The following is a 25,311-nucleotide window of genomic DNA, read 5'->3' as shown; positions in this document are numbered from 1 at the left end:
GCCCTACACAACACATAAAAATACCCCCGATACTATCGAGGGAGAAAACAAAATATTTTAGGGGACCCCGCGCACCCGTCAGAGCTCGCTGACCCTTGCTGCATTCCTGCCCTGGGGGAGTTCACAAGATACACGCCACACGGGGTCCTGACGCACAACCATAGCACAAAATCCCTGACAACGTTTTAGCCCAGTAAAAATGCCGCCAGGCTAAAACCACCCACAGCGACACCACACCCCCCAACGGAAGCAAGAGTCAAACCACTCAGTTTCCCAGTTGATGCTTGGTACTAAGCGTAGCAACTCAGCTCCGCTGATCGCATGGTGGTGATACAAAAAGGGCAAGTTTTTTAAAAACCCTTCCATTTTGTATCAGGCAGATTTTCACCACCTGGGGTTTTGCAGAAGCGATTGATACAAAAAGGGCAAGTTTTTCAAAAAGTCCTCCAAAAAATATCACTCTTCCAGCTGGCCACAGCCAAACAAAACTTCTCTGTGACGTTTTTAGCTGCATAAATAATATTCGAGGCCTGAAAACACCTTAATAAGGAGTGGGCACTTTAATTGCCCCATCCCAACCCGCAGGGCTCAGCCACCCGCAGCCCCCCCACTCCCAGGCCTACACCCAAACACCACCCCCACATTCAGCCCGCCCCCACTCAACTTCATTCGGTTTTCAACACCTCATGATTACCGCCATCCTGATACTTTTCTAAAGTTATCGGCGGGCCGCTTTCCCACAGTAAAGTTTATTCTCTGGCGCAATCCAGCTGTGCAGTTGTGATTTTACTTTGGGTTTGGCTTTTTTAAAGTTGCCGGTGTACAGTCTTTGAGGAACACAACGCAATTGCTGCGTTTTGTTGCAATGGAGGATTCGACTAGCGGCCTATGTCGCACGCCTGGAACGCGTGTTGGGAGCAATCCCTCAGGGGTTCAAATCCCCTATCCTCCGCCATAGACACCCCCTCGCCATTAAAAAATGGTAAGGGGGTTTCGTTTTGCCGTGAAATAATATGGCCACAAACCCACATTCTTTGTTTGGTTTGTCGATCAAGCTAAATTAACGGGGGTAGCTTCCTTAATTTTATCTGCGATTTATGTTTACTCTTGCTATAATCGGGGGTGCCGAAAGGGGGCATTTGTGACCGTATTTCTTGTAATTGGTGGCATCGGTCTCGCACTTGTAATCCTCACTTTTCTCGTTGGGGATTTGCTTGATGGTGTCTTTGATTTTGATGCACTCGACAATGACCTCTTTTCGCTTTCCAGCCTGGCTGCGTTTCTTGGCGCATTTGGGTTTGGTGGGGCGTTAGGGCTGTCTACTACTGGAAATACGGCTTGGGCTGCTGGTATTGGATTCTTTATTGGCGCGGCCGCAATGTTTGGGGCGATTAGGCTGACCAGATTTTTAAAGTCGGGCGAGGATGCTGCAAGTTTCCGATCCGATTCTTTGGTTGGGCATAGTGGTCGCGTGATTACTTCGATCCCCGAGGCTGGATATGGGGAGATTCGTATCAGTGTTGGTGGACATATTCGTAAGGTTGCCGCACGTTCAGCTGAGCCAATTGCTGTGGGTAGCGAGGTTTGGGTTGTGTCTATTCTTTCGCCTACGGCAGTTGAGGTCGTGGCGCTCCCTACGCTTCCATAAGTTTTGTTTGTTTTCTTTGATTGAAAGGTGTTATGAGCACAGCCATTTTTGCTTTAGTGAGTTTATTTGTCCTTCTGGTTTTGGTCGGGTTGCTTATTGCGAGCCGGTATCGGGTGGCTAAACCTAATGAGGCGTTTATTATTACTGGTCGTCGCGGGAAGGAAGTCCGTAATCCAGAAACAGGTTTGATTTCTACGGATTTAAGTGGACAGAAAGTGGTTATGGGTGGCGGAGTGTTTGTTATTCCGTTTATTCAGCGGCTACATATTCTGGATCTTTCGTCTCGGCGGATTATGGTGACTATTCGGAATGCGGTGTCTGGCCAGGGCATTAAATTGAATGTTGAGGGAGTTGCCATTGTAAAGGTTGGTGGCAATGAGGATTCCATTCGTGCTGCTGCCCAGCGTTTCTTGGCACAGCAGGGTGAGATTGAGACTTTTACTCAGGAGACTCTTGCTGGTTCACTTCGTTCGATCGTGGGTTCGTTGACGGTTGAGCAGATTATTCGGGATCGTGCGGCATTTGCCCAGCGGGTTACGGATGAGTCTGAGGCTTCATTGACTGGCCAGGGCTTGGTTTTAGATACGTTCCAAATTCAAGACATCACTGATGATGGTACGTACCTCAATGATTTGGGTCGTCCGGAATCGGCTAAGGTTGGTCGACTTGCAGCTGTTGCAGAGGCCGAGGCTACTCGGGAAGCTCAGCAAGCACAGATTGCTGCCGAGCAGGAGGTTGCTATTTCGCGGCGGGAGTTAGTGCTAAAGCAGGCTGAAATTCAAGCTGAGACGGATGCCGCATTGGCAAAGGCCGCGGCTTCAGGGCCATTGGCGCAAGCGGATCGTGATCAGGCGATTTTGCGGGAGCAGGAGAAGGTAGCGGTTGCTCAAGCAGCTTTAAAGGAACGCCAGTTGGACACTGAGGTTCGCAGGCCTGCCGACGCTCAGCGGTACCGGGTGGAAACGGAGGCTGAGGGGCGTCGAAACGCAGCAATTTTCGACGCCGACGCCCGCAAGGCTGCCTCTATTGCCAATGCTGAGGCGGAAGCTGAGAAGGCGCGCCTTGAGGGTGTGGGTGAGAAATCCCGTCGTTCGGCATTAGCTGAGGCAAGTGCCATTGAGGGTGCAAAATTGGGTGAGTCCGAAAAAGCGCGCCGTATTGCGGAAGCCGAAGCTGTTCGTGCCGAAGGTGAAGCTCAAGCCGCGGCAATCCTCGCGGTTGGACAGGCGGAAGCTGAGGCAATGAATAAACGTGCAGACGCGTTTGCACACTACAATGAGGCCGCGATCCTGCAAATGCTGGTAGAGGTCCTGCCGCAGATCGCCGAAAAAGTCGCAGAACCAATGAGCAATATTGAGAAACTGACAGTGGTTTCCACTGACGGTGCGGGTGCTATTCCTCGGCAAGTAACCGATAACTTGCTGCAAACTCTGCAAATGGTCAAAGACACAACCGGCTACGATATCTCTAAGATTCTGGAACGTAGCCCAGAGTCTTCGCACAAGTCTGAAGCCGTCACTGAACAGCACTAAACTGCAGGTGGTGTGTTTACAAGCGTTGACTCACCACCTATTTTAGGTTTCTCCTATTCTTGACCGATGAAAGATTAAGCAAATAGCTACCCCCTATTGCCCATACACTGCGTCACTGCTACTTATGGGCTTATGTTCAACCGAAATCCAAAAACCATAAGTGCGGCATACGACCCAGTTTTGCCTGAGCCCAAATGGGCGCGAAGAATTTCTACAATTCCGCCACTTATTTTTCAGGCTATGGTGGTTTTTGGATCTGCTTCCGCAGGATACTTCGGAGTGGAACACCTCCCAATCACAGTATTATGCGGCACTTTAGCATTATTTGGCCTTATCCTTGGAAAGCTAAGAGATGGGCGTAAAAAGGTCCTAGAACAAGAACGTCACCATGCGCAGATGAATGCGTTGGATTCCATCGTCCGGGAATTGACGCAAGCAACACAAGATGTGGGTGACACATTTAATGTTGAAGACCAGAAACTCCGTGATATGCGCCTTAATAACGCTCGCCGCAATATTCTTTCCATGGTGAAAGATCGCCTAGGGCCAGGAACAGGAGTAAGAGTCAATCTTTTCCTTGTTACTAATATTGAGCCAGTGGAATTACGTGCTTCTTCATGGGGCCATGGTGGTCGCCAAAATCAACGCTCCACACGCGTATTTACCATCAATGATGAATCATTGCGCCTGGCAATGAGCCTTAATGAGGGGCGATACGAACCAGATACCTCAGAAATCTCTGACGAAACATTTAACTACCAATGCTTCGCCACTATGCCAGTAAGCAATGCAGATAAACTCTATGGTCTACTTACCGTAGATGCACCAGAAGCCGACGATATTGACCACTTCGAGGCCACTGTGCTCCTCAACCAATTCGCTTCTCTGCTCGCTTTGACTTTCGCTAAAGATCCACAAGCACTAAGTGTCCCGATTGGGGAAAACGCCGCCCAAATGCAATCACTTCTGGCTGGCGAATCTGAACGCCTGGCAATCACTGATGCTGAATTAGTACTGGAAGACTAACTCCCGCTAGGAAAACCACTGGGGCTTATGGGAACATATAGACCCATGTCAACTCCTGTACGTTTTATTCCGGTGCAGCGCAGCCTATACCCGGTACTACTCGCGCTTTTCGTTGCGGTTTTTGTTATTTCCAATATCACCGCAACAAAAGCTGTAGCATTCGGACCAATTATTACCGATGGGGCATTCTTTCTTTTCCCCCTCGCCTATGTAGTTGGTGACGTACTCGCCGAATGCTTCGGTTTTCGGGCAACACGCCGCGCAATCTGGACCGGTTTTGCCGTCACACTTATTGCCGTTATATCTTTCTATATCGCAATTGCACTACCAGCTGCAGAATTCTACGAACACCAAACACAATTTGAAACTGTACTTGGCCTTGTACCCCAAATTGTCCTAGCCAGTCTTACCGGATACTTGGTTGGTCAACTGCTTAACTCCTGGGTTTTGGTAAAACTCAAGGAAAAGACCGGTGAAAAATCTTTATGGGCCCGGCTATTAGGCTCAACCCTTGTTGGCGAATTCGGAGACACATTAGTCTTCTGTTTGATTGCAGCACCCGCAATTGGAATTACCACTGCGGCAGACACACTCAACTACACATTGTTTGGATTTGCGTGGAAAACAGCAGTGGAAATCCTGATGATGCCCCTGACATATATTGTTATTGGATGGGTCAAGAAGCGCGAAAACTATTTTGCGGAAGCATAGTATCTGCCAAGAAATTCATCTCGGTAGGCTTCGTAATATCCGCCCTCAATAGCGGCTCGTATATTGTCTACTAAACTAACCATAAAATGCAGATTGTGAAGGGTACATAGCGTTCCTGCAAGTAGTTCCTTCGCACGCAATAAATGATGGATATAGGCTCGGGAGTAGTTTTCTGAAACATACCCTCCGAGCTCTTCGTCAATGCCAGAAAAATCGCGTTTAAACTCGGCTTTTGTAAGGTTTACACGACCATCAAGCGTATAGACGCCGCCATGACGGCCAAGGCGCGTAGGCGCAACACAATCGAAAGTATCTGCGCCGGATTCAATAGCGGTAAAAAGGTCATTGGGCTCAGAGATACCAAGAAGGTGTCGCGGACGGTCTTCCGGCAGTTCATCACACACCCAGCCGATAATAGTGCCCAGATTTTCCTTCTCTAATGCGCCCCCAATGCCATAGCCACCAAACCCACGGCGCCCTGCAGCCTCCGCGGCGTCGGAAAGCGATACCAAACCCCTAGCGGCCTGCCTGCGCAAATCCTCATATTGGGCACCTTGCACCACACCCCATAAGCTCTGTAAAGGTTTACCCACTCGCGCCTGAGTAAGCCGCTCGTGCTCATCTAAACAGCGCTGCGCCCAACGATGCGTCCGCGCCACCGAAGCCTCCTGGTACTGGCGAGTATCCACAAGCGTGGTGAGTTCATCGAAAGCGAACATAATATCTGCACCTAATTGGTGCTGGATCTGCATGGAAACCTCGGGAGTAAAACGATGCTTCGAACCATCGATAACACTTCGGAAATCCACCCCCTCTTCGTCTACTTTGGCCAGACGATCCTTTTTCTTTGCGCGAATATCACCCTCGACTAGGTTCTTAGTATCCATTGCAATGACTTTTTTAAACCCCACGCCGAGGCTCATTACCTGAAAGCCGCCCGAATCTGTATAGGTTGGCCCATGCCAGTTTTCAAATGCAGCCACTCCCCCAGCTTCGTCTACAATTTCGGGCCCTGGCTGCAGATACAAATGATACGCATTCGACAACACTGCCTGCGCCCCCGTAGAACGGACCTGCTCTGGAGTTAATGTTTTTACAGTTGCTTTCGTTCCGACGGGAATAAATGCTGGAGTGGCAATATCTCCATGAGGGGTGTGAATAACCCCAGTGCGACCATGTGGGGAAGAATCAAGGCGAGTATGTAACTCGAAAGTGGTGTCGGCTTGCGTCATGAAATAAGAGTTTAGCCTTGACGCAATGCATGGAGTTTTTCGGTGTTCTGTCGGTCCCGTTCCTCTTGCAGACGCACCCACTCAGATTCCAAAGCGGCACCTTCCACATCAACAACTGGCAAAATACGGTCCAGCCAAGCTGGAATCCACCATGTAGCCCTTCCAAGCAGGAACATTGCGGCAGGAACTAATCCCATTCGAACAAAAAACGCATCGAAAAATACGCCCGCGCCGAGTGCAAAACCAAATATTTTAATAAAAGGCAATGGTTGATCAATAAATGCCACAAACACCGCGATCATAATTAATGCTGCGGAGGTAACTACGCGGGAACCGAGTGTATAACCTTCAATAATCGATTCTTCAACAATGTTGTACTTTCCGCTTTGTGGCTTACCTGCGATATGCGTGTAGTGTTCACGCATACGCGACACCAAGAACACTTGATAATCCATTGCTAAACCGAAGGTCACACCGATTAAGAAAATCGGCATAAAGGAAATCAGCGGTCCTGGCGTATTTACCATTCCCCATAGACCTTCCTGCCAGAACAGTACAGTCACGCCAAATGCTGCACCAACAGAAAGCAAAAAGCCCAATCCAGCCACAACGGGAACCATTACCGAACGGAATACCACCAGCAATAGCAAAACTGCAAGGCCAACAACGATTCCCAAGTAGATCGGCATCGCATCGGAGAGCTTTTGGGTAACGTCTCGCTGGATAGGCGTCAAACCCGTGATACCAATCTCTATTCCAGTACTTGACTCAATTGTTTGTTCACGGGACCGTAGCGCAGCCATAAGTTGGCTGGTCATTGGATCCTCTGGCCCGTAATTTGGAGTAAGCAGCATTTGCGCCGCATTATTTTTTTCATTCACGCCGATTATCTGCGCGTGCTTTACCCCAGGGTGGGTAGCAAATTGCTGAATAGTATGCTGAAACGAAGCCAATGCAGCAGCGTCTTTGCGCTTAAACTCTTGTTCGTTACGCTCTGCTTCGTCTTTCATGACGCCAACAAGTGGAGCCAGCACCTGAGATTGCGCATCAACTTCACGGGCATCCACTACTAAAAGAAAAGGCGCATTTACACCCGGGCCAAAACCCTCTTTCATTAAATCAGCAGATTTCCGCTGAGTAGTGTCGAGGTTTGAAGTGGTATCCGATGGCAGCGCAAGTTCTAAGCGAGTGGCCGGAATTGTCAAAGCCCCCAAACCCAAAACTACAACTGTGAGCACAAGTGCGGGGAAACGGTGCACAAAGCCAACCCACACACGACCCTTTGACCGAGTAAAAGTTCCTTTTTCATCAGACTCTTTCCCGATTTTAGGTATCCGCAATCCAAATGCATATTGACCAGCAACGCCAAGCAATGCAGGCAAAAGTGTCAAAGCCACGAGAACAGCCACCGACACTGTAAACGCAGCAGCTAGGCCCATATACGTAAGAAACGGAATATTCACAATCGTTAGCGCAACAAGCGCGATTACCACTGTAAGACCCGCAAACACTACAGCAGATCCGGCAGTGCCTACAGCCATGCCAGCTGCTTCATCCCGTGGAGCACGCTTATATTCACTACGGAATCGAGAAACAATAAACAATGCATAGTCAATACCAACAGCTAGCCCAAGCATGACCGCAAGCACGGGAGTGGTGTTATTAAGAGGCGCCCAAGCGGTAGCAAGGATAATCGAAGCACTACCAATACCAACGCCTACCACTGCAGTCACCAGCGGTAAACCTGCCGCAATAAGGGACCCAAAGGTAAAGAGCAATACCAAGAAAGCAACACCGATACCAATAATCTCACTCGTCGATTTAATCACCAGCGGATCGCCAAAAGCTGCACCACCACTTTCCACGGTGAGCCCCAGGTCACGCCCAGCTTGCATGGCGTCATTAATTACTTTGCGGTGCTCTTCAGTAACAGCCGAAGGAAGCGGAACATCAATGCCAAAGGTTGTGTAGCCGATACGCCCATCATCGCTTACAAGCCGCAAGTTATAGGCGTCTTTCTCCGCCATAGGCAACGGTAAACCACTCTGTGTCTCCTGCTCAATAATCCCTTGCATAAGCTCTGGACTAAGCTTTACAGGATTACCAAAACGGCGGGTATCAGTGAGCCCTGGCAGATCTTTTTCAATCCGCCCAATAACAACATCAATGGCCTGGGAATATTTAGGTTCATCTAAACGGTGCCCCTCAGGTGCCGCAAACACCATATTCACACCGGCTGACTCTAAGGGATTTTTCTGGTCAGGAAATAGCTCAACCAAAGACTCCGCAGCACGTTGAGATGGAGTACCCGGAATGGAAAAAACATCATCAAAACCGCGCTGAAATGCGGATGCCGAACCAGAAATAGCAGCGAAAATAACCGCCCATATAGCTAGAACAGCCCATTTCCGGCGGTACGAGAACCTGCCTATGCGGAATAGCAGCTTGGCCACGGCGAAGAATACTCCTCAGGTTACTCGATGGTATAGAAAGACTAGTCTCCCAGGAAAGCCTACCCCGGAAGATTCTCAAGGTGTGCGAAGCGTATGCTTTCCACACCACAGGTGCCATATAAGTACATCGGGGTCACTCTGAGAAATGAAACATCCGATTCATAAAAACAATCCCCCAACATCGAAATGTCCAGGGGATACGTTTTTATTGGCGGTGGCGGGGGGATTTGAACCCCCGGTTGGGGATTACCCAACACTCGCTTTCGAGGCGAGCACCTTCGGCCGCTCGGACACGCCACCGCCAAAAAGCTTATCGGGATAAGCGGGTAGCTACCAAATTACCCAGGTTATTTATCGTCTTTCTGGAAAGCACCCAGTACTTTATCCTTGGCGTTCTGTACGGCTTCACCAGCATTGCTAAGCGTTTCCTTGACGTCGGCTTTCGTTTGATCTGCGCGTCCTTCATCAGCCATGCTCTCATTGCCAACTGCTTCGCCTACGGCTTCCTTGGCTTTGCCACCGAACTTTTCAGCTTTACTACCTAGATCTCCCATATTGGGGCTCCTTTTCATAGTTGAAGGTTCCACCACTCTACGGGGGACACACATACACATCCCCCCCCCACTGAAATGATTGATATAAGTTTGTTATCTAGGTCTCAGTTGGGTGTGTTTGAAAAAATCCACCATGAGTTTCGCACATTCGGACTCAAGTACGCCTCCTCGAACTTCTGCATTATGAAGTACTGAAGGGTCACGTACTACATCAAAAACAGAGCCACATGCACCGGTCTTTGGCTCCCACGCACCAAAAACAATACGTCCGATCCGCGCTCCAACTAACGCACCAGCGCACATTGTGCACGGTTCTAGAGTTACTGCAATAGTACAGTCAGTTAGCCGCCAACCATCCCCGTACGCTTGCACAGCTTGACGGATCGCTAATATCTCAGCATGAGCGGTTGGGTCTAGATCTGCTTCACGGCGATTCGTAGCCGCAGCCAGTTCAGAGCCGTCGGGAGCAAAAATAACCGCACCCACTGGGACGTCGAAACGCGGAGTAGTTTTGGCTATTTCTAAAGCGCGACGCATATAACCTTCGTCGCGCAGCAGCCCAGTTGGTTTCGGCAAGTTACTCAAGGTATAGATCTGTCGCTTTGGCAAACTCCGCATCAAAACCCAATTCAGTTGCTATACATACAAGTTGCGCACTTGGAAGCAAATCATAGTCACCACAAATTGCCTGCATTGTCGCAGCTGAAAGGCCAAAATCCTCCAGGATTCCAAAATCACCTGCCGGGCAAGGATCGGCAAGATCACAATCCCCTAAATCAGGCACACAGTCTCCAGTAAGAGTCAGGGCAGTATCAGCATATGCATCAGCTACCGCCATACAGGAATCTGAAAGCAAGACTCGAGCACCAGAATCCACTGGTCGTGCGACAATAAAATAATCATCATTCACACAGCTCATCGAAAATACATGCCCATGTTCGCGCAGATCTCGGATCGCCTTCACTGTTTCGTCAATGCTTGTGAAACGTGACGGTAGTTCCGTCACGAACCATGCACCAGTTGGTGTCCGGCACACTGCCACCGCGAAACTCGAATCTGCGTCGTACCCCTGAAGGGGCGCTACAAGAGGCTCAGTTTCATTCATAACCCGTAACCGTAGCCTGAATGTGCCACACTTGTCAGGTGACCACAACAACAATCTCCCGCCCTGTATGCATTCTTGGACTCGGCCTTATTGGAGGTTCACTACTTCGCGACCTCACTGCCAGCGAACATCCCACTTTTGGCTTTAATCGTTCGCCTTCCGGAGCAAAAGCAGCATTAGAAGAAGGATTTGATGTTTCCTCCTCACTACCAGATGTGCTGCAACGTGCCGAGGTGGAAAATGCGCTTATTGTATTAGCCACCCCAATGCCCGCCATCGCTTCTTTGCTCAATGCACTGGAAAAACATGCCCCAAACTGTGGTTTCACCGATGTCGTGAGCGTAAAAAGCGAAGTATATGAACTTGTTTGCGAACACGGAATGCAAGATCGTTATGTTGGTGGACACCCAATGGCAGGCACTGCCGATAGCGGTTGGAGTGCATCGCAGCGGAATCTTTTCCAAGGGGCGGCATGGGTAGTTACATTCGATCACGCTTTCAAAGGCCAAGCATCAGAACGCTGGATCCGGCTTTGGGAAGATGTAGTACGAATGGCTGCACGAGTAGGGGCTGAGGTAATTCCATCACGTGTCCAGCACCACGACGCAGCGGTCGCACGTATTTCTCATTTACCGCACTTACTTGCGGAAGCACTCGCTATTGTTGGAGATAATGGCGGCGCCCTCGCGCTTTCACTTGCTGCAGGCAGCTTCCGAGACGGCACACGTGTTGCTGGATCCAACCCCTCATTGGTGCGCGCCATGTGCGAAACCAACCATGCTGCCCTACTCACTGCACTCGATGAAGCCATTACATTGCTTGTCGACGCCCGCGCCAACCTCGCCGCAGCAAAACCCAGCGTTGAAGAACTCGTTGACGCAGGCTACCGATCACGAATTCGGTATGAGGCACGTTCTGGCGGTCGCAAAAACATCAATGAGATTTCCCACCGACCAGTTCTACGATTCCAACCCGGCACCGATGGATGGATAAACCAATTAATCCAAGCTGAAGACCTTGGCGCAAGAATCGAAGTGTTTTAGGTTTTTAAGTCGTACAACGTATCAAGGTCATCAACCAAAATTTCAATAGTATCTAACCAATGCGAAAGAGAAACCGCACCGAGTTCCAATTCCAGGATGACTGCAATTTCCCCATCGCTCTCAGCCACATTTAATACACGTTGTCCTGGGGTAACTTCCAGATATTTTAGTATTTCCTCTAGATACTCTGCCGGGTGGTAGCTCACTCCCTCTGAGGACTCCGATCCGGTAATCCGTAGCTGGAACCTATTGTTGCGGGTTATCTCCGCGTCCCAACCATCTCCACTTTCACCGTGGCGAAAGTCTTTCGTTTCTAAAAACTCTTGCAAATAGGCAGCCGCCTGTTCTGGCGTAACTGGAAAATGGAGTTTCTCCAGCTTTCTCACTGGTTTTCGTTCAGGCTGAGATGGGTCTTGTGCTTGTGCATAAAGAAATGCGGAGAGTTCATCTACTGGCATTACGTTTTTGGGATAGTCATAAGCGGGAGTTATATTCTGAACAGCACCTTCCCTCAAAGTTACCGGATATGTTCCAGGCACAAAACCATATGCATTAAAAAATTTCATTCCATCCACTGGAGCTTGGTCTCCTGCAAACGCTGCAATAACTTTTGTCATATCTACGTCGCCATTTTCTAAATTCCGCCGCGGAATCACGAATACTTCGGGTCTTCCTTCCCTAGCCGCGACCAGACTCATGCCGTCTCTTGACGCCGAACATGTCAAGCCCCGCCAATCGCTTTCATCAGAGAGGTTCCACGCCCACTGGAAGAAAATTTCAAGTTCATTTTTCGGATCAAATACTTTAAGTTTTTCCAACCATTCGGGCGGAGTTAATGCAATATCTGTTGGAAGGTGTTGGAGTATGTAGCCCAGGCTAAAATCAAAGTCCTTCCAGTTTCGTATAACCGGTGTTGCTGGGTAAAACTCCCAACTATCAGGAACATTAGCCAGTTCTTTAATCCACCTATACGGCGGCTGGTACGAATACTCTTCGGCTAATTCCAGTGATCGGTACTCGTGGCGGGCTATCACCGGCCAATGATTAAAGGAACGGACCCGAATGGTAATTGATCTGTCTATTGCAGGTTTGCGGACAGAAATCTCAAGTACCCTATCCTTATCTAATAGCCAACGGAATATCGGATTGGGCCCCATCATTGTCAACGGCTTTCCCCCAAGAATCTCCGCTGCCTGGCGGAGAAAAACAAGGCAATCTTGCTCTGTAATGAATTTTCCTTCCAGACCCCTAACCCTGGAAAGCAACTCATATTCAGTATTCATGAGTTTTTACTCCTCACAATAAATAAACCCTACGTATCAAAATGATACGTAGGGTTTATATTGCGCGCCCGGAGGGATTCGAACCCCCAACCTTCTGATCCGTAGTCAGATGCTCTATCCGTTGAGCTACGGGCGCTTAGAGATTGCTGAGTGCAACGAGATGTTACATTACACCTGACCTGCGCAATTCAGCAAATTAGCAGGTCAGGCACGGTAATGCAGTGTCTAATCCCGCTAAAGAACGAGGTCAAACACTGGGATGGCAAGAAGGTAGGTAGCCAGGGTGATCAAGATAATGCCAATGATATTGAGCCACAGTCCGGCGCGTACCATTTCATTGATTTTCACATAGCCAGAACCGAAAGCAATAGCGTTTGGCGGGGTGGCCACTGGCAGCATAAATGCACAGGTTGCCGCGAGCGCCACTGGAATGGTAAGCAGTAGCACGTTCTGTTCACCCGCTGCAGTCAGTCCAATACCTACCGCAACGCCACCAATAATTGGTAGGAACGCCGCAGCTGTCGCGGTATTTGAAGTGAACTCAGTGAGGAAAATAACCACTGCTGCCACTGCCGCAATAATCAGGATAATTGGCAAGACTTGCAGCCCTTTAGCCAATTCACCGATATATAAAGATAAGCCAGAATCGGAGAACATTTTCGAAAGTGCCAAGCCGCCACCGAAGAGCAAAAGTACGTCCCAAGGTAGTTTTACTGCGGTTGGCCAATCGATTAGGCGATTACCTTGCTTATCCACAGGAATCATAAATAACAAGATCGCAGCAACCATACCGATAGCTGAATCTGCAATATTGAGCTTCGAGCCTGTAAGTTTCAGCGCGATTGGAATGAAAATCCAGGACAGCGCAGCAGTAACGAAAATAATCGCGGTAAGCACTTCGCCCCGTTTCATCTTGCCCATACCGTCAAGCTCGGCTTGGATAATCTCCCTACCACCGGGAATATCCTTCATTTCTGGTTTATAAACTTTGATCAAGATAAACCAAGCAAGAATCATAAACACAATCGCCAATGGGGTCCCCACAAGCATCCACTGACCAAATCCAATATGCACATCATGCGTTTCTGAAAGGTATGCAACAAGTAGAGCATTCGGTGGTGTACCGATAATAGTTCCAAGTGAACCAATCGAAGCTGAATACGCGATCGCAAGCATAAGGGCAGTCGCAAAATTCTTTTGCTTGTCGTGTCCACCGACTATTCCTGCGGTAAGTACCAATACAGATAACCCGATTGGCAGCATAACCACTGCTGTTGCGGTATTGGATACCCACATGGACAAAAATCCTGTTGCAAGCATAAAGCCCGCAATGAGTTGCTTCGGTTTCGTCCCTACGGCTAGCACTACTAGCAATGCCAACCTTTTATGCAAATTCCACTTTTGCATAGTGAGCGCAAGGATAAAACCGCTCATAAATAGAAAGATCGTGGGCGAGGCGTATGGTGCCGCAATTGCATCAAACTTGATAATTTGAAGTACCGGGAAAACCACTAGTGGCACTAATGCAGTTACAGCAAGTGGAATGGCTTCAGTCATCCACCAAGTTCCCATTAGCACGGCGGTCACCGCTGTAATACGCATGGCTTGGTCGGTATATGCAGCTTCCGGATCAGTAACTGTCGCGTTGACTGCATCAACTGCAGAGGAAGGGAATAAGAAATACACCAGTAATGCTAGGGCTATACCCCCGATCATTCCGGCGGCTTGGCGTGGCCAGGCAGCGGCGTCATGGGCGCCATTTTCCAGATTCTCTGCATCGATTGCGGAGGATTCTTTCGTCGCTTCTGTGCTCATAAGAATTACCTATGCTCGTTTGTTTAACGGCTCCCCCTAACCCAACATCCGAGTTTGGTGAAGCATCCTTTTTATTCGGCTCAATCACCACATTTTGTTCCAGTTTTATATGGTTATCGAGCCATACATCAAACGTACAACGTTCATGCCCTACACCCGACTCTTATGCGGCTCTCAATTTCAACCAAACAAGAGTTCACAGGATGACATTCTCACTACACCCAGTTTTTATAGCTCGCTACACACATACAGAGTTTCTCTACCTGCAGTTTTAATGGGTTTTATATAATCTTTTGCATAGATTCGCACGCTTAGTTGTGGTTTATTCCACGCCCTTAAACCACCCCCATATGTGGCATATAAATACAAAACCCGGACTTATTGTCCGGGTAAACGTTGCGCGCCCGAAGGGATTCGAACCCCTAACCTTCTGATCCGTAGTCAGATGCTCTATCCGTTGAGCTACGGGCGCAGGTCTAGCATTGCATTTGGCGGAGGCGAGAGGATTTGAACCTCCGGTCCTTCGTTAAAAAGACAACTCATTAGCAGTGAGCCCCATTCGGCCGCTCTGGCACGCCTCCATGCGCAATGCGAGACTTCCTTATCCTACAGACGCGGCGCGGCCGTCTCCAAATTCCAAGGCCACGGGGTATGGTTGCAGCATGATTCGCTCAGATCTTGCAGCTCTTCCAGATTATGTTCCCGGTGTGCGCACTCAAGGCGCCGTCAAACTTTCCAGTAATGAGTCAGCCCACGGCCCGCTTCCTGCCGCCGTGCTCGCCATGCAAGCTGCCGCGACAAAACTGCACCGCTACCCGGACTTTCAGTCCACTGAGCTTATCGACGCCCTCGCCGACCACCTCCATCTTCCCCCATCACAGGTTGCTGTAGGCTGCGGCTCATCCGCATTGTGCCAGCAACTTGTCCAAATCACCTGTATGGAAGCAAGCGATGAAGTCATTTTCCCTTGGCGGAGTTTTGAAGGATATCCAATATTTGTTCAGGTCGCGGGGGCTACTCCGCGGGCGATTCCATTAACCACAGATCATCGTGTCGATCTTCAAGCGATGGCATCGGCCGTCACTGAAAACACCCGCCTTATTTTTGTGTGCAATCCAAATAATCCCACTGGAACCGTTATTGCTATGGAAGAATTCCGTAATTTTATGGATTCAGTTCCTGATCATGTGGTAGTTGCACTCGATGAAGCATACTTCGAGTATGTTCGGACTAGTGATACCCCCTTGGCCCATAACCTGATTGGTGAATACCAAAATCTTGTGGGCTTGCGTACATTTTCTAAAGCATACGGACTGGCTGGCATTCGTATTGGCTATGCTTTTGGATCCAACACTGTTATTTCCGCATTGAAAAAGGTGGCTATTCCATTTTCCGTGAATTCTATTGCCCAAGCAGGGGCTTTAGCATCATTACGCGCCTCGGAAGCACTTATGGAGCGCACCGATGAAGTCGCTGGCCTAAGAAACCGAGTTGCCGCAGCATTGGATGCGGTTGAATCTCAAGCGAACTTTGTGTGGATTCCCGGTGAGCCAGCATCAACCGCTGAGCAATTAGCCACCCAAGGGATTCTTGTGCGCGCATTTCCAGAAGGTATTCGTGTGACTGTTACTACCCAAACTGAGATGAATCACTTCTTGAAGGCCTGGGAAGCTATCCAAGGTTAATAAGCAATACACCTGTGGCAATGCAAAGAAATCCAACACCCATCCGTGGTGTAAGTGGATCCCGAAACATTATTCGGGCCAATAATGCGGTAAGAACTACACCACATGCGGCCCATACGCCGTAGGCAATCCCCACAGGCATACCGATCGCAAGTGCTTGCGCTAAAAAAAGAAAAGCAAAGGCATATCCAAGAAATACCAGTATCATCCAGTATTTCTTCTGCATCCCATTGGAAGCACGTAGAGACATTGTCGCCACGCCTTCTGCAGTGATTGCACCGATGAGCCATACCCACGCCACTATGCTGATACCTCCGCCCTGGGTTCTGATTTAGCTAAATAGACCCCAGCGCAAATACATGCGAAACCTAGCCACATATTAAGAGTGAGGGGGTCGTCGAAAAGCAAATAGCCGAGGATAGCCGTAAATGTAACTCCTCCGGCCGACCACACACCATAAACAATTCCAATGGTAATGCCAGACGCAAGCACTCTTCCCAGGAAGTAAAATGAGGCGGCGTACCCACACATCATAATTGGGAAATACACCGATTGACCATGCGAAACTGCATTTAATGACAATGTAGCCAGCACTTCTGTGACCACTGCAAGACACAGCAAAAACCAAGGTGGCGCTCCCATAGACCCGAAACTCCCACTGACTGAATCGATAATGCCTTGGTTATCAGTGTAAACCTTGAACCGTCCCAGCCACGAAATACGAAAGCCCTAGCGAATTTTCACTCACTAGGGCAACTACCAAGACACTTGGCGGAAGTAGAGGGATTTGAACCCCCGGTCCGTTTCACGGGACGCTCGCTTTCAAGGCGAGTGCATTCGGCCGCTCTGCCATACTTCCATCGCTACCATTTTAGGCAGCGGGAATAGTTTAACTGATCTTCCCCATAAAACACTATTTTGCCCTAGCCTGGTAGCTATGAAGGCGATCACACTAGCGGACCCAAGCGATAAGACTTCGCTAACACTTACAGAAGTTCCCACCCCTGAGCTTGCCGAAGGTGAAGTATTGGTCAAAGTTTTTGCGGCCGGGGTAAACCGGGGGGATTTATTACAGGCTGCGGGACACTATCCTCCACCTCCAGGCGCCAGCGAAATTATGGGCCTTGAATGCGCAGGAATTGTAGAAGATCCGGGTTCATCTCACTTTGCAAAAGGTGATGCTGTTGCTTGTTTGCTGGCCGGTGGAGGTTATGCGGAGTTCGTTGCGGTCCCCATTGGGCAACTCATGCCGCTTCCAAAAGGCTATTCGTTTACAGAGGCAGCAAGCATTGTCGAGGTGGCCTGTACCGTCTGGTCAAATCTTGTTATGCTGGCTGGCCTCCACAAAGGACAAACTCTACTAGTGCATGGAGGCGCTGGCGGTATTGGAACTTTTGCCATCCAGCTCGCCAAGGCATTGGGCTGTACGGTCGCGGTTACCGCCGGCTCACAGGAAAAACTGGATACTTGTAGGAAACTCGGCGCGGATATTTTGATTCATTATCGCGAAGAAGATTTCGCCGAGATTATGAAGAATAAGGCCGATGTCATTCTAGATATCATGGGCGCAAAATATCTGGACTCGAATATTCGCGCTCTTGCCATGGACGGTCACCTTGTGATCATTGGCATGCAAGGTGGGGTGAAGGGTGAACTTAATATCGCCCGTCTGCTTACCAAACGAGGTTCTATTTCCGCCACTGCGTTGCGGGCCCGCGACCTTGAAGATAAAGCTCGTATCGTGGCAGATACGGTCGAGCATGTGTGGCCGCTGCTTGCAAACGGCACTATCCAACACCAAATTCATGCCACCTATCCACTTGCCGACGCCGCATCCGCCCATGCCGCGCTAGCCTCTGGTGAGGTCACCGGCAAGGTTATTTTGACTGTTGCGGAGCCCTAAGCCAACGACGCCACAACTCTGGTGAGTTGGTCAATATCGTTTGTAGTGTTGAACGGCGCCAATCCAATGGTCACAGCACCCCCGGCGTCTTCTACACCCATAGCATTTAGCAGTGGATCACTGGGACTTACGGTAGTGACAAGCCCATTGGCTGCAAGCCGCTGTTGAACGGTGTCTGCTGGCACATTGTGGATGACAAAGGTGAGACGTGGCACCCTATCGATTCGACTTACATCACCATATTCAGCTGCTTCGCCGGAAATTCCCACCAAATGCACACGTGACAACCCACGCAATGACTCAATTGCATAATTATTCAGGGTGCGCAGATAAGAATTTAGCTCTTGCATGCTTACATGCAGGCGACGGCGTCGCTTGCCATAGGCATCTTCATCCAAATCCGCAAGGTGATCCACAAGTGTTGCAACACCGCCAAGCAGGCCGTAAGACATCTTTCCAAGTTCCAGTTTTTCGGGCCCCTCTACGCCTTCGCGTAATGAGGTTAATCTTGGGAACATTGATTTATCACGAAAGACCAGTGCAGCGACATTTGGGCCACCCATTGCGGCACAATCGAATGCCAGTATGTCTACACCCCAAGCATCCATATCAATGGGCCGATATCCGATAACTGCTGTCGCATCTACCAAAACCCAGGCGCGGGAGCGCTCGTGAACTATATTGCAGATATCTTCCACTGGAACAACACTGCCTACATACGGGTGTGCCGCCGCAAAGGAAACGAGACGGGTCCCTCCCGTAATCAAACTGCGGAATTGCCAGTCTGGGAGATCGCCTGTACCTAGATCTGGCTGCGCCCATGCAACCTCGATATCTGAACGCTGAAACGGCTGTGTAAGCAGCGGAGAATCTGCCTGTGAAAGCACAACGCTGTGCGACCGGAATGGTAGCGCATCAGCTAATGAACGATACAGCACTTCCAAACTTGGGCCGAGCACAACACATTCGGCTGATGCGCCTACTAGGTCCGCAATCGCCCAACGTGCTGATGCCGCGAAACTTCGCCCTAGGGGACGCCCGCGCTCCTGCGAACGCGAATGTGAACCTGTAGAGGGCTCCACCTGCGCAACCGAAGGAGACATGCGGAAGGAACGCGCTACTGCGCCAGAGACCTTTTCAGGTATTTGGGGGCTCTCATGAGCGTTGAGGTAAGTCCAACCGTCACTCAAGGAGACGTAAAGCCCGCGTACTCGGGCTACGTCAAACACCATCTGCTACTCACTCCTTGCCGTGCGAAGATACCCACCTAGTATGCCTGCTTCACCCGATTTGCGCGACTATACAGCTAGTGTGGACTTTGTGTCAGAATTAGTATCTAAAAGGTTTCGGCAGGAAGATATTAAGCGAATTACAAGGATTGATCCTGCCCACGCCCCAACATCGCAGTCCAAAACTTTTCGTGCCGCTTGGTTGGATCTTGTAAGAGGTTTTCGCCAACATGAGTTGTGGCTTCAGTTAGGTTGGCAAGACATTAAACAGCGGTATCGTCGAAGTGTCCTTGGGCCGTTATGGATAACAATCGCCACTGGGGTCATGGCATTAGCACTCGGGCTACTTTATTCAGTGTTATTTAAAATACCGGTAGCAGAGTTTCTTCCGCACGTGACCGTAGGTTTGATCATGTGGAATTTTATCTCAGGCGCCATTAAAGAAGGCTCAGACATTTTTATTGATAATGAAGGTTTAATTAAACAACTTCCTTCCGCATTATCAGTTCACGTTTATCGCCTAGTGTGGAAACAAACACTATTCTTGGCACACAACATGGTTATTTGGGTAGTACTTATGCTAGTTTTCCCAAGACCTTTAGGATGGCAAGTACTTCTCGCATTTCCCGCTTTATTTCTTCTTATATTGAACGGCGTTTGGGTATCTATGTTTTTTGGGATTGTAGCAACAAGATACCGCGATGTCTCCCCCCTTTTGGAGGCACTGACACAGTTGCTGTTCTATGTGACGCCCATCGTTTGGACCACTCAAACATTGAAGGAACAAGGAGGCGAAATTGAATCTCGCGCCCGAATTGCCGAACTCAATCCTTTATATCACTATATGGAGGTCGTGCGAGCACCGCTCATTGGTGTAGACCTCCCTGCCTACCATTGGTGGGTAGTTATTGGCTGCACCTTTGGTGGTCTAATCTTAGCCTTATTAGCAATGAAGCAATGGCGTTTCCGCGTCAGTTATTGGGTTTAGTAAAGGGAAAGGCACTACTCTAATGGTCTCCATTGATACCTACAATGCCTGCGTCGACTTTCCCATCTTTGATGCTAAGTCTCGCTCAATGAAAAAGGCGTTCCTCGGCGCAGCGGGTGGAGCAATTGGTCGCAACTCAAACAATGTTGTGGTCGTCGAGGCTCTTAAAAATATTAATCTTCACCTCAGGGAAGGTGATCGTGTTGGGTTGGTGGGCCACAATGGCGCGGGGAAATCTACTCTCTTGCGGTTATTGTCAGGCATTTACGAACCAACACGTGGTTCCGCACTGATCGATGGTCGCGTCGCACCCGTTTTCGACTTAGGCGTGGGCATGGACCCGGAGATTTCTGGATACGAAAATATTATTATTCGTGGTTTGTTTCTTGGCCAAACCCGGAAACAAATGAAAGAAAAAATGGATGAGATCGCCGACTTTTCCGAACTTGGCGAATATCTTTCAATGCCGTTGCGAACATACTCCACGGGTATGCGCATTCGCTTAGCCCTGGGCGTCGTCACTTCTATCGAACCTGAGATCCTTCTCCTCGATGAAGGTATTGGTGCCGTTGACGCAGCGTTTATGGCTAAGGCTCGCACACGATTACAAGAGCTTGTCGAACGTTCTGGTATCTTGGTGTTCGCATCCCACTCAAATGACTTTCTGGCCCAGTTATGTGATTCCGCGCTTTGGGTAGATCACGGCGAAATCCGTCAGGCTGGAGCAGTCGATGACATCGTTGAGGCTTATGAAGGCAAAGGCGCCGCAGACCATGTTCGTCGATTAATGGAACGCATGGAAAAAGAAAAAGCGGAGGCTGCTGCTAAAAAGTCTAACTAGCCAATACTTCTGCAATAGTAGTGATTTTGGCAAAGCGACCCGAAAGCACGTTGCATGTTTGGTCAATAACCTCCATTGCTGGGATGGGGGTTTCCCGGCCGCGGACCGTAAGGGGGTGGGTTGCAGTTGCATCTTTAATTAGTTCCACCTCATAGCCCAGATCCGAGGCTAAACGAGCGGTGGTTTCTACACATTGTTCAGTACGAATTCCTGCGACTTGAATAGTATCGACGCCCCGAAACGTCAACATTTGCTGCAAGTTTGTAGTGGTAAATGCATTGTGGCTGGTTTTTGTAATGACTGGTTCCCCACTTTTGGGAACAAGACCCGGCTGGAGCTGCACCAAACCATTCGCCGGATCGAAAGGCCCCCTGGTGCCTAGGTCGGCATGAAGCACCCAAACAATAAAGTGTTTTTTCATTCTGGCATGGTCCACAAGTCTCGCTATCTTGGCGGCAATGTCCGGATCCGATATCCCTTCCCAACTAGGAATTTTCCGGAACGAATCTTGGACATCGATGATTAGTAGTGCGGTACTCATATCGCCACGATAGCTAAAAACTTGTTATCCTCGCACCGCTTTTACTCGCATAAATAGCCATATAACCAGAAATATAATCCCATTCACTAGTGCCATAGTTGGAGATGTTGCCGCATCTAATTGATATGCGACCCAAAATCCCACCTGGGAACTCACCAGTGCCACAAGCATCGTGACCATAAACATTGCGCCTTGGGAATTCGTGACCAATAACGCAGTTGCAGCAGGCACAATCATCAGCGCAACAACGAGCACTGCACCAGCTGTATTAAACGCAACTACCACAGTGAGTGATACCAGCACCATAATGACGTAGTTCAGAACACGTTGCTTAATACCAATGGCCGTAGCAAATACCGGATCAAATGTAGAGATTGTTAGAGGTCGTTGAGCTAATAGCAGCACTGTTGCCATCAAAAGTCCAACTGCACCAACAACCCATGCATCTTTCGGGCCAAGATCTAACCCACCAACAATCCAGTGTGTTAATGCCGCGATATTAAGATCACCAACAAGCACAGTGTGTTCGGAAATTGTGGAGGTGGTTAGCCGGGTGGAAATAATAATCACGCCGATGGCAAAAAAGGCCGGGAAAATTAAACCAGTGGCAGAATCTTCAGTAAATCGGCCTCGTCCACGCAACCATTCGGTTGCGGCGATAACCACCACTCCACCGATAGTTGCGCCGATTATTAAAAGTGGCGAACGCGGTGATCCTGCCCAAATAGCGGCGATCGCAATGCCTGGTAGAACCGCGTGTGCGAGGGCGTCAGAAAGCATTGCTTGCCTACGCAAAACCAACACTACACCCGGCAAAGCACACGTAACAGAAACAACAGCGGCAAGCACTGCTACAGAAACTGCGAAACTCATGAAACCGCCACCCCTGATCGTTTCGGTGCAAAAATCATAGAAACTACGACAATGACACTCAGTACCAGCACGATCGCTGGACCTGTGGGAATTTTGCCAACCGCTACAGAAATATAGGTTCCAAGCACTGCCGCAACGGCACCAAACAAGCCCGAAAGGAACGCCATGCGAGCTACCGTGCGTGAAAACTGGCGCGCAGCCGCGGGAGGAAATACCGCGAACGCGATCATAAGAATAAGTCCTACGGCTTTTACACCAATTACAATGGCCAACACTATTAGCCCAAAGAGCAGCGGATCCAGCCAATGCATAGGCATTCCGGCAACTCGCCCCATTAATGGATCAAAGGTCATTAATGTAAACGGACGCCAAAACGCAATCAGAGACAACAACACTACGCCACTCACCACAGCAATCGTCACCACATCCAAATTGGTTAATGTTGCAGCATTACCGAACATTAACTCTTCTATGCCGCCTTTTCCGCGGATGCGACTCCGTTGAATAATTTGCAGTAGTAACAAACCACCACCCAAAAAAAGCGAAAGCATAACGGCCATAGTGGCGTCGATTCCAATACGGGTAGTCTCCGCCACTTTATTGGCAAGTACTACTGCTAGTAGTCCAGTGACCAGTGCGCCAAGCGTAATAATCGGCATGGACCTGCCATCAAACATCAACGGAGAAAGCCCGACAAACAAGAACGCGCCCATCACACCTGGAGTTGCAGAGTGACCAATCACGTCAGACATTAATGATTGTTTCCGCAAGTATAAAAATGCACCCATGGCACCCGAACAAGCACCAATAAGCACCGTGCCATAAATAATCCGGCGATAGGAAAACTCGGCGAGAAAATCCAAAAGGCTCATTTACATCAGCCCCAGACCAAAAGCTTCATTAACGTGTTCACGGGTAAAGGCCTGCTCAATTGGACCAGTAGAAATTAAAGTACGGTTCACTATTGTTACGTGATCACAGAATTCTGAAACCGTCGAAAGGTCGTGGTGAACAATAACGATGGTGGCGCCATCGTCTCGAAGACCGTGCAACACACCACGAATTACTCGTTCACTAGCGGCATCCACCCCAGCAAATGGTTCATCAAGGAGGTAGAGGTCTGGTGCCTGCACCAAAATCCTGGCAACAAAGACCCTTCGGCGTTGTCCACCGGACAGCTCGGAAATTTGTCGTTTTGCCAGCTCAGGAATACCTACTCGTTCAAGAACAGTGGTGATCTGCCCTCGTTGCTCTGGAGTCATCCGACGGAACCAACCAAGCTTGGAATACAGCCCCATTCCAACGACTTGTTCAACGGTAATCGGGTAATCCCAGTCAACCGATGCCGCCTGCGGCATATAGGCAACACGGTCACGTACCGCATCGAGCGGTTGGTCAAATAAGGCAACATTTCCAGATTGCCTTGGGATCAGGTCAATTGCGGCTTTCATAATGGTGGATTTACCTGCACCATTCGGGCCAATAAGCCCCATAACCGAACCCATGGGGACCTTCATGCTTACATCTTCGATTACACGATAACTCCCATAGGCAACATTCAAACCAGCAATGCTGAGCGCGTCCATGTCTTCCTTCTTTAAGCATGCGTATCGACGCCCCGTAAATGAGGCGTCGATGAAAAGGTTTTAGCCTGCAAGCGCGGCACGGATCGCATCCGCGTTGTACTTCATAATCCCGATATAGGTATCGGTTGGAGCATTTGCACCAAGTGAGTCCGCATAGAGTTCTTTATCGGAAATCTCTACCTGCCAGCCCTTTGACTGCACAGTCTCCTTCAGGGAGTTAATTGCCTGCGGATTCGCGAGGTTATCTTGGAAGATCGTCTTGATCTTCTTTTCTGCAATAAACTCGCCCAACTCCGTAAGCTCTGTGGCAGAAAGCTCAGACTCGGAGGTCACAAAGTCAGTTGCGTGAATTTCTACTCCGAATTGCTTACCAAAGTAGTTAAACGCATCGTGACCGGTGATAAGGATGCGCTTTTCCTCCGGGATGGCGTCAATTTGTTCTTTTACGTATGCAGCGGTTTCGTCGATTTCCTTGGAGTACTTCTCGGCATTTTTCTTGTAGGTATCCGCGTTTGCAGCATCAGTCTCACTGAGCTTTTTGGCAATTGCGTCAACTACGTGCTTCCAGTTGGACGTACTATTCCAAATGTGTGGGTCGTAGAGCTTTTCCCCACCCTCGCCGAGTTCTGGCCAATCCAAAAGGTCTTCTTTTGGAATTGATTCACCAACAGCTACTTGACGATCTCCTTGGGCTTCCAATTGATCAATCATTTGTGCTTCCATATGCAGACCAGTCCAGAACACCAGGTCAGACTCTTGGATCTTCGAAATGTCCTGAGTTGTTGGCTGGTAGGTATGGGGATCGCCACCAGGACCAACCATAATCGTTACATCTGCATCAGGAGCAATGTTCTTCACCGCGTCACCAATATACCCAGTGGTCGCGAACACGGTAATTGCTTTGGAGTCTCCAGCTGGTGAATCTACTTTGCTCTCAACGTCGCTTGTACTGCAAGCAGCAAGACTACCCGCGCAAACACAGGCGGCAATCGTTGCTGTAACGCCACGGAAAAACCCGCGGCGGCTGATCTTTTTATTGAAGTTGGTTCCCATGAACTCCGAGTTTAGGCTACACTTATTTGAGCGAACTAAGAACTGAATATGATTGATTCAATTCGGGGGTATTTTCGAGTTCATCAAAGTAAAAAATTCGGGTTTTGTCCAGCATTTTTTACTAAACCAGATCACAATTACTCACTTGCGCACATATTTTAAAAGTGTGCAATCTCACTCTTGGGTGGGTCGCGAAATTACAAATGTGGG

The 25,311-nt window shown here is 49.3% G+C and carries 24 protein-coding genes, 6 tRNA genes and 1 other RNA gene; 10 read left to right on the top strand and 21 right to left on the bottom strand.

Annotation, left to right across the window (positions count from 1 at the left end; genetic code table 11):
* Positions 1–55: 55 nt before the first annotated feature.
* Positions 56–152: signal recognition particle sRNA small type (gene ffs / locus CFREI_RS00545), an RNA gene on the bottom strand.
* A gap of 715 nt (positions 153–867) precedes the next feature.
* On the opposite strand from ffs, the gene CFREI_RS00540 reads away from it, so the two are divergent.
* The 5 genes from CFREI_RS00540 (at position 868) to CFREI_RS00520 (ending at position 4,917) form a co-directional block, all read left to right on the top strand.
* Positions 868–955 (top strand) — tRNA-Ser (locus CFREI_RS00540).
* A 186-nt stretch (positions 956–1,141) separates the two neighbouring features.
* The gene (locus tag CFREI_RS00535) at positions 1,142–1,648 is read left to right on the top strand and encodes an NfeD family protein (protein ID WP_027011625.1); all 507 of its coding nucleotides are present in this window, start codon (positions 1,142–1,144) and stop codon (positions 1,646–1,648) included.
* 32 nt (positions 1,649–1,680) lie between these two features.
* On the top strand, positions 1,681–3,180 hold the full coding sequence (locus CFREI_RS00530) for a flotillin family protein (protein ID WP_027011624.1): 1,500 nt from the start codon (positions 1,681–1,683) through the stop codon (positions 3,178–3,180).
* A gap of 132 nt (positions 3,181–3,312) precedes the next feature.
* The gene (locus CFREI_RS00525) at positions 3,313–4,206 is read left to right on the top strand and encodes a hypothetical protein (RefSeq protein WP_027011623.1); all 894 of its coding nucleotides are present in this window, start codon (positions 3,313–3,315) and stop codon (positions 4,204–4,206) included.
* Positions 4,207–4,251: 45 nt separating this feature from the next.
* The gene (locus CFREI_RS00520; RefSeq protein ID WP_240483175.1) at positions 4,252–4,917 is read left to right on the top strand and encodes a queuosine precursor transporter; all 666 of its coding nucleotides are present in this window, start codon (positions 4,252–4,254) and stop codon (positions 4,915–4,917) included.
* On the opposite strand, the gene tgt is transcribed toward CFREI_RS00520, so the two are convergent.
* From tgt to CFREI_RS00490, 6 genes are all read right to left on the bottom strand, one after another.
* Positions 4,899–6,149: a tRNA guanosine(34) transglycosylase Tgt gene (gene tgt / locus CFREI_RS00515; RefSeq protein ID WP_027011622.1), complete on the bottom strand. Its 1,251-nt coding sequence runs from the start codon at positions 6,147–6,149 to the stop codon at positions 4,899–4,901. The genes CFREI_RS00520 and tgt overlap by 19 nt on opposite strands.
* An 11-nt stretch (positions 6,150–6,160) precedes the next feature.
* The gene (locus tag CFREI_RS00510) at positions 6,161–8,602 is read right to left on the bottom strand and encodes an MMPL family transporter (protein ID WP_027011621.1); all 2,442 of its coding nucleotides are present in this window, start codon (positions 8,600–8,602) and stop codon (positions 6,161–6,163) included.
* Positions 8,603–8,811: 209 nt separating this feature from the next.
* Positions 8,812–8,902, bottom strand: a tRNA-Ser gene (locus CFREI_RS00505).
* Positions 8,903–8,949: 47 nt separating this feature from the next.
* Positions 8,950–9,156, bottom strand: coding sequence for a CsbD family protein (locus CFREI_RS00500; protein ID WP_027011620.1), 207 nt, complete (start codon positions 9,154–9,156; stop codon positions 8,950–8,952).
* A 93-nt stretch (positions 9,157–9,249) separates the two neighbouring features.
* Entirely contained in the window at positions 9,250–9,693 is a 444-nt protein-coding gene (locus CFREI_RS00495) for a nucleoside deaminase (RefSeq protein WP_051255759.1), read from the bottom strand.
* A 40-nt stretch (positions 9,694–9,733) separates the two neighbouring features.
* Positions 9,734–10,261, bottom strand: a complete 528-nt coding sequence (locus CFREI_RS00490; protein WP_027011618.1) for a tRNA adenosine deaminase-associated protein — start codon at positions 10,259–10,261, stop codon at positions 9,734–9,736.
* Between the two features lie 20 nt (positions 10,262–10,281).
* On the opposite strand from CFREI_RS00490, the gene CFREI_RS00485 reads away from it, so the two are divergent.
* Positions 10,282–11,304, top strand: a complete 1,023-nt coding sequence (locus CFREI_RS00485) for a prephenate dehydrogenase (RefSeq protein WP_420834522.1) — start codon at positions 10,282–10,284, stop codon at positions 11,302–11,304.
* Here the strand turns inward: CFREI_RS00485 and CFREI_RS00480 are convergent.
* The 5 genes from CFREI_RS00480 to CFREI_RS00460 form a co-directional block, all read right to left on the bottom strand.
* Entirely contained in the window at positions 11,301–12,587 is a 1,287-nt protein-coding gene (locus CFREI_RS00480; protein WP_027011616.1) for a hypothetical protein, read from the bottom strand. The genes CFREI_RS00485 and CFREI_RS00480 overlap by 4 nt on opposite strands.
* Before the next feature lie 63 nt (positions 12,588–12,650).
* Positions 12,651–12,723, bottom strand: a tRNA-Arg gene (locus CFREI_RS00475).
* A 98-nt stretch (positions 12,724–12,821) separates the two neighbouring features.
* Positions 12,822–14,402, bottom strand: a complete 1,581-nt coding sequence (locus tag CFREI_RS00470) for an SLC13 family permease (RefSeq protein WP_027011615.1) — start codon at positions 14,400–14,402, stop codon at positions 12,822–12,824.
* A 399-nt stretch (positions 14,403–14,801) separates the two neighbouring features.
* Positions 14,802–14,874: transfer RNA gene (locus CFREI_RS00465), tRNA-Arg, on the bottom strand.
* A 17-nt stretch (positions 14,875–14,891) separates the two neighbouring features.
* A tRNA-Ser gene (locus CFREI_RS00460) sits at positions 14,892–14,983 on the bottom strand.
* Between the two features lie 81 nt (positions 14,984–15,064).
* Here CFREI_RS00460 and hisC point away from each other — a divergent pair.
* Positions 15,065–16,087: a histidinol-phosphate transaminase gene (hisC, locus tag CFREI_RS00455; RefSeq protein WP_027011614.1), complete on the top strand. Its 1,023-nt coding sequence runs from the start codon at positions 15,065–15,067 to the stop codon at positions 16,085–16,087.
* Here hisC and CFREI_RS00450 read toward each other — a convergent pair.
* The 3 genes from CFREI_RS00450 to CFREI_RS00440 all read right to left on the bottom strand — a co-directional run bounded on the left by CFREI_RS00450 (position 16,074) and on the right by CFREI_RS00440 (position 16,946).
* Positions 16,074–16,388: a DMT family transporter gene (locus CFREI_RS00450; protein ID WP_027011613.1), complete on the bottom strand. Its 315-nt coding sequence runs from the start codon at positions 16,386–16,388 to the stop codon at positions 16,074–16,076. The two genes, hisC and CFREI_RS00450, sit on opposite strands and share 14 nt — an antisense overlap.
* Positions 16,388–16,729 (bottom strand): DMT family transporter, encoded by a 342-nt coding sequence (locus CFREI_RS00445; protein WP_027011612.1) that lies wholly within the window; start codon positions 16,727–16,729, stop codon positions 16,388–16,390. The genes CFREI_RS00450 and CFREI_RS00445 overlap by 1 nt, the downstream gene beginning before the upstream one ends.
* A 127-nt stretch (positions 16,730–16,856) precedes the next feature.
* A tRNA-Ser gene (locus CFREI_RS00440) sits at positions 16,857–16,946 on the bottom strand.
* 78 nt (positions 16,947–17,024) lie between these two features.
* Between CFREI_RS00440 and CFREI_RS00435 the strand changes: the two genes are divergently transcribed.
* A complete protein-coding gene (locus CFREI_RS00435) occupies positions 17,025–17,990 on the top strand; it encodes an NAD(P)H-quinone oxidoreductase (protein WP_027011611.1) in 966 nt (321 codons plus the stop codon).
* On the opposite strand, the gene CFREI_RS00430 is transcribed toward CFREI_RS00435, so the two are convergent.
* Entirely contained in the window at positions 17,987–19,222 is a 1,236-nt protein-coding gene (locus CFREI_RS00430) for an aminotransferase class V-fold PLP-dependent enzyme (protein ID WP_027011610.1), read from the bottom strand. The two genes, CFREI_RS00435 and CFREI_RS00430, sit on opposite strands and share 4 nt — an antisense overlap.
* A 40-nt stretch (positions 19,223–19,262) precedes the next feature.
* On the opposite strand from CFREI_RS00430, the gene wzm reads away from it, so the two are divergent.
* Together wzm and wzt are read left to right on the top strand one after the other, a co-directional pair.
* Entirely contained in the window at positions 19,263–20,207 is a 945-nt protein-coding gene (wzm, locus tag CFREI_RS00425; RefSeq protein WP_084170630.1) for a galactan export ABC transporter permease subunit Wzm/RfbD, read from the top strand.
* A 22-nt stretch (positions 20,208–20,229) separates the two neighbouring features.
* Positions 20,230–21,048 carry a galactan export ABC transporter ATP-binding subunit Wzt/RfbE gene (gene wzt, locus CFREI_RS00420; protein WP_027011608.1) on the top strand — a complete coding sequence of 273 codons (819 nt, stop codon included), beginning with the start codon at positions 20,230–20,232 and terminating at the stop codon, positions 21,046–21,048.
* Here the strand turns inward: wzt and CFREI_RS00415 are convergent.
* The 5 genes from CFREI_RS00415 to CFREI_RS00395 are packed head-to-tail and all read right to left on the bottom strand — an operon-like array spanning position 21,041 to position 25,101.
* On the bottom strand, positions 21,041–21,589 hold the full coding sequence (locus CFREI_RS00415) for an isochorismatase family protein (RefSeq protein ID WP_027011607.1): 549 nt from the start codon (positions 21,587–21,589) through the stop codon (positions 21,041–21,043). The genes wzt and CFREI_RS00415 overlap by 8 nt on opposite strands.
* Positions 21,590–21,613: 24 nt before the next feature.
* On the bottom strand, positions 21,614–22,462 hold the full coding sequence (locus tag CFREI_RS00410; protein ID WP_027011606.1) for a metal ABC transporter permease: 849 nt from the start codon (positions 22,460–22,462) through the stop codon (positions 21,614–21,616).
* Entirely contained in the window at positions 22,459–23,334 is an 876-nt protein-coding gene (locus tag CFREI_RS00405) for a metal ABC transporter permease (protein WP_027011605.1), read from the bottom strand. Before CFREI_RS00405 ends, CFREI_RS00410 begins: the two co-directional genes overlap by 4 nt.
* Positions 23,335–24,048: a metal ABC transporter ATP-binding protein gene (locus CFREI_RS00400; protein ID WP_027011604.1), complete on the bottom strand. Its 714-nt coding sequence runs from the start codon at positions 24,046–24,048 to the stop codon at positions 23,335–23,337.
* Between the two features lie 60 nt (positions 24,049–24,108).
* Positions 24,109–25,101, bottom strand: coding sequence for a metal ABC transporter substrate-binding protein (locus CFREI_RS00395; protein WP_084170629.1), 993 nt, complete (start codon positions 25,099–25,101; stop codon positions 24,109–24,111).
* Between the last annotated feature and the right edge of the window lie 210 nt (positions 25,102–25,311).

The sequence above is a fragment of the Corynebacterium freiburgense genome (genome assembly GCF_030408815.1).
Taxonomy (GTDB): domain Bacteria; phylum Actinomycetota; class Actinomycetes; order Mycobacteriales; family Mycobacteriaceae; genus Corynebacterium; species Corynebacterium freiburgense.
The sequence above is the reverse complement of the archived record's forward strand: the minus strand, read 5'-3'. Positions and strand labels throughout refer to the sequence as shown.

What these genes read in the sequence shown, in the direction of transcription:
- CFREI_RS00530 (WP_027011624.1), top strand. Translation starts at nt 1,681, where the DNA reads ATGAGCACAGCCATTTTTGCTTTAGTGAGTTTATTTGTCCTTCTGGTT.
- CFREI_RS00525 (WP_027011623.1), top strand. Translation starts at nt 3,313, where the DNA reads ATGTTCAACCGAAATCCAAAAACCATAAGTGCGGCATACGACCCAGTT.
- CFREI_RS00520 (WP_240483175.1), top strand. Translation starts at nt 4,252, where the DNA reads ATGTCAACTCCTGTACGTTTTATTCCGGTGCAGCGCAGCCTATACCCG.
- tgt (WP_027011622.1), bottom strand. Translation starts at nt 6,149, where the DNA reads ATGACGCAAGCCGACACCACTTTCGAGTTACATACTCGCCTTGATTCT.
- CFREI_RS00500 (WP_027011620.1), bottom strand. Translation starts at nt 9,156, where the DNA reads ATGGGAGATCTAGGTAGTAAAGCTGAAAAGTTCGGTGGCAAAGCCAAG.
- CFREI_RS00495 (WP_051255759.1), bottom strand. Translation starts at nt 9,693, where the DNA reads ATGCGTCGCGCTTTAGAAATAGCCAAAACTACTCCGCGTTTCGACGTC.
- CFREI_RS00490 (WP_027011618.1), bottom strand. Translation starts at nt 10,261, where the DNA reads ATGAATGAAACTGAGCCTCTTGTAGCGCCCCTTCAGGGGTACGACGCA.
- CFREI_RS00485 (WP_420834522.1), top strand. Translation starts at nt 10,282, where the DNA reads ATGTGCCACACTTGTCAGGTGACCACAACAACAATCTCCCGCCCTGTA.
- CFREI_RS00480 (WP_027011616.1), bottom strand. Translation starts at nt 12,587, where the DNA reads ATGAATACTGAATATGAGTTGCTTTCCAGGGTTAGGGGTCTGGAAGGA.
- CFREI_RS00470 (WP_027011615.1), bottom strand. Translation starts at nt 14,402, where the DNA reads ATGAGCACAGAAGCGACGAAAGAATCCTCCGCAATCGATGCAGAGAAT.
- hisC (WP_027011614.1), top strand. Translation starts at nt 15,065, where the DNA reads ATGATTCGCTCAGATCTTGCAGCTCTTCCAGATTATGTTCCCGGTGTG.
- CFREI_RS00445 (WP_027011612.1), bottom strand. Translation starts at nt 16,729, where the DNA reads ATGGGAGCGCCACCTTGGTTTTTGCTGTGTCTTGCAGTGGTCACAGAA.
- CFREI_RS00435 (WP_027011611.1), top strand. Translation starts at nt 17,025, where the DNA reads ATGAAGGCGATCACACTAGCGGACCCAAGCGATAAGACTTCGCTAACA.
- CFREI_RS00430 (WP_027011610.1), bottom strand. Translation starts at nt 19,222, where the DNA reads ATGGTGTTTGACGTAGCCCGAGTACGCGGGCTTTACGTCTCCTTGAGT.
- wzm (WP_084170630.1), top strand. Translation starts at nt 19,263, where the DNA reads ATGCCTGCTTCACCCGATTTGCGCGACTATACAGCTAGTGTGGACTTT.
- wzt (WP_027011608.1), top strand. Translation starts at nt 20,230, where the DNA reads ATGGTCTCCATTGATACCTACAATGCCTGCGTCGACTTTCCCATCTTT.
- CFREI_RS00415 (WP_027011607.1), bottom strand. Translation starts at nt 21,589, where the DNA reads ATGAGTACCGCACTACTAATCATCGATGTCCAAGATTCGTTCCGGAAA.
- CFREI_RS00410 (WP_027011606.1), bottom strand. Translation starts at nt 22,462, where the DNA reads ATGAGTTTCGCAGTTTCTGTAGCAGTGCTTGCCGCTGTTGTTTCTGTT.
- CFREI_RS00405 (WP_027011605.1), bottom strand. Translation starts at nt 23,334, where the DNA reads ATGAGCCTTTTGGATTTTCTCGCCGAGTTTTCCTATCGCCGGATTATT.
- CFREI_RS00400 (WP_027011604.1), bottom strand. Translation starts at nt 24,048, where the DNA reads ATGGACGCGCTCAGCATTGCTGGTTTGAATGTTGCCTATGGGAGTTAT.
- CFREI_RS00395 (WP_084170629.1), bottom strand. Translation starts at nt 25,101, where the DNA reads ATGGGAACCAACTTCAATAAAAAGATCAGCCGCCGCGGGTTTTTCCGT.